The organism is Arthrobacter sp. (assembly GCF_030540645.1).
Taxonomy (GTDB): domain Bacteria; phylum Actinomycetota; class Actinomycetes; order Actinomycetales; family Micrococcaceae; genus Specibacter.
The window spans coordinates 1-1,709 of record NZ_JAUNVV010000039.1; the positions used below are offsets into that span (position 1 = coordinate 1).

General features: G+C 64.7%; 1 protein-coding gene. It reads right to left on the minus strand.

The window, feature by feature from the left end:
* Positions 1-151: 151 nt before the first annotated feature.
* Positions 152-1,519, minus strand: a complete 1,368-nt coding sequence (locus Q4P21_RS09010; protein ID WP_303388446.1) for an MFS transporter — start codon at positions 1,517-1,519, stop codon at positions 152-154.
* Positions 1,520-1,709: the final 190 nt, after the last annotated feature.

Sequence of the window (1,709 nt, forward strand, 5' to 3'; positions counted from 1 at the left end):
TCACCTCCCCGTGACCATCCACACCGCCGCCGGAGACACGCTCACCGGACCGAAACACTTTTGCAGCTGGTGTCCTGGACAAGGCGAAGGGGCGCTCCCGGCCGGCCGGGAGCGCCCCTTCGGGCTGTTCTGGACGGAAGTTTCGTTGCGGTCAGTCGGTGCGGACCTTGCTGGGGTCCACGTTCCGGGCTGCCAGGATCAGCAGTCCGGCTGCAAAGATGGGCAGGCAACCCCAATAGAAGGCCGCCTGGTTCCAGCTTTGACCCCCGGTCAGTGCCATCGTGACCAGGGCACCGCCAATGATGGCCCCCACTTGACCGGCACCGTTGATGATGGACCCGCCTGTGGCCCGGGTGTGCACCGGAAAGCTCTCTCCGGTGAAAAACAACAAGGCGGAGAACGGGCCGATCAAGAAGAACAAGCCTGCACTGTACAGGGTCAGGACCAGACCGAAAGCACCGGCCGGGGCCAGGAGCATGCCGCTGAAGGACAAGCCGCAAAGGACCCAGCCCAGAGATATTGCATTGCGCCGTCCGATCCTGTCCCCGAGCCACCCGTGGTAAAGGTATCCGGCGAAGGCCGTGGCGTTGGAGACCACTAGGATGCCCAAGGCGCTGTCAAAGGTGATGTTCTTCCCGTCCGCCGCGGTGAGCAGTGAGGTGCCCAGGATCACGAAGACCAGCACCCCGACCCAACACAGCATGAACGACAGGCCGATCACCACGGTGGAGCGCAGCGAGGTTCCCTTGAAGGCTGCAGCCAGCGGCATGGCCCGCTCATTCAAATCTACCCCGATGGTCCCCGCCAGCGCGTGGGCTTGTTCGGTGTGCCCCTCGGTGAGCAGTCTTTCCGCAGTGCGCCGGGCGGTGAACTGCGGGCTTTCCTTGAGCTTGAGGCCGGCCCAGACAATGGGGATCGCGGGAAGAGCGGCAACAATAAAGCACAGTGTCCAACCTCCCAACGGGTACAGCAGGAAGATGGAGACGGCGGCCAGTACCGATCCCACGGGCCATCCGGACTGGACCAGGGAGTAGATGAAGCCGCGCCGCCGGGCCTTGGCTGGGTCCGTGTATACGTGGGCGAACATCTCGTTCAAGTAGGCGGCGTTGATGGCCTGCTCGGCATAGCCCAGGCCTGCGAGGGAGCGCACCAGGATCAGCACCACGATGCCAACGCCGGCGACCAGTCCGATGACCAAGCCGGCAAAGGCTGTCAGGATCGAGGCCAGAGCGGCACCGATAACCGCTATGAGGATGCCCTTGCGCCTCCCGATCCGGTCCACAACTGGGCCCAGGGCGACGGCGACCAGGGCGGTTCCGGCCGTCACCCAGGTGTTGATGGCGGTCGATTGGGCAGTAGCCCAGCCGAGGTCTTCGGCAAGTTTGGGCAGCAGGTTGCCGAACAGTACAAAGTCGTACACGGCGAAGGTCCAGGCGAAAAAACAAATCCAGGTGGCGAATCGAACGTCTTTAGTCGTGACTTGGGCAGGGGCGAGCAAGGTCTTGGGGGATGTATCCATGGTCGGGATTCCTTATCCAGGGCGGAGGCCCCGGCCTGTTGCCGGGGGTGTGTGCAAGAAGGAGACCTGTGGTGCCGGTGGCCGGGCTGCCCGCGTCATGGTTCCTGCGGATGTCCTGGCCGAAGGGGAGGGGTGGGGGGGGGGCCCGCCCGGGGCCGCCGACGCCCCCCCCCCCCCACGGCGAAAAACG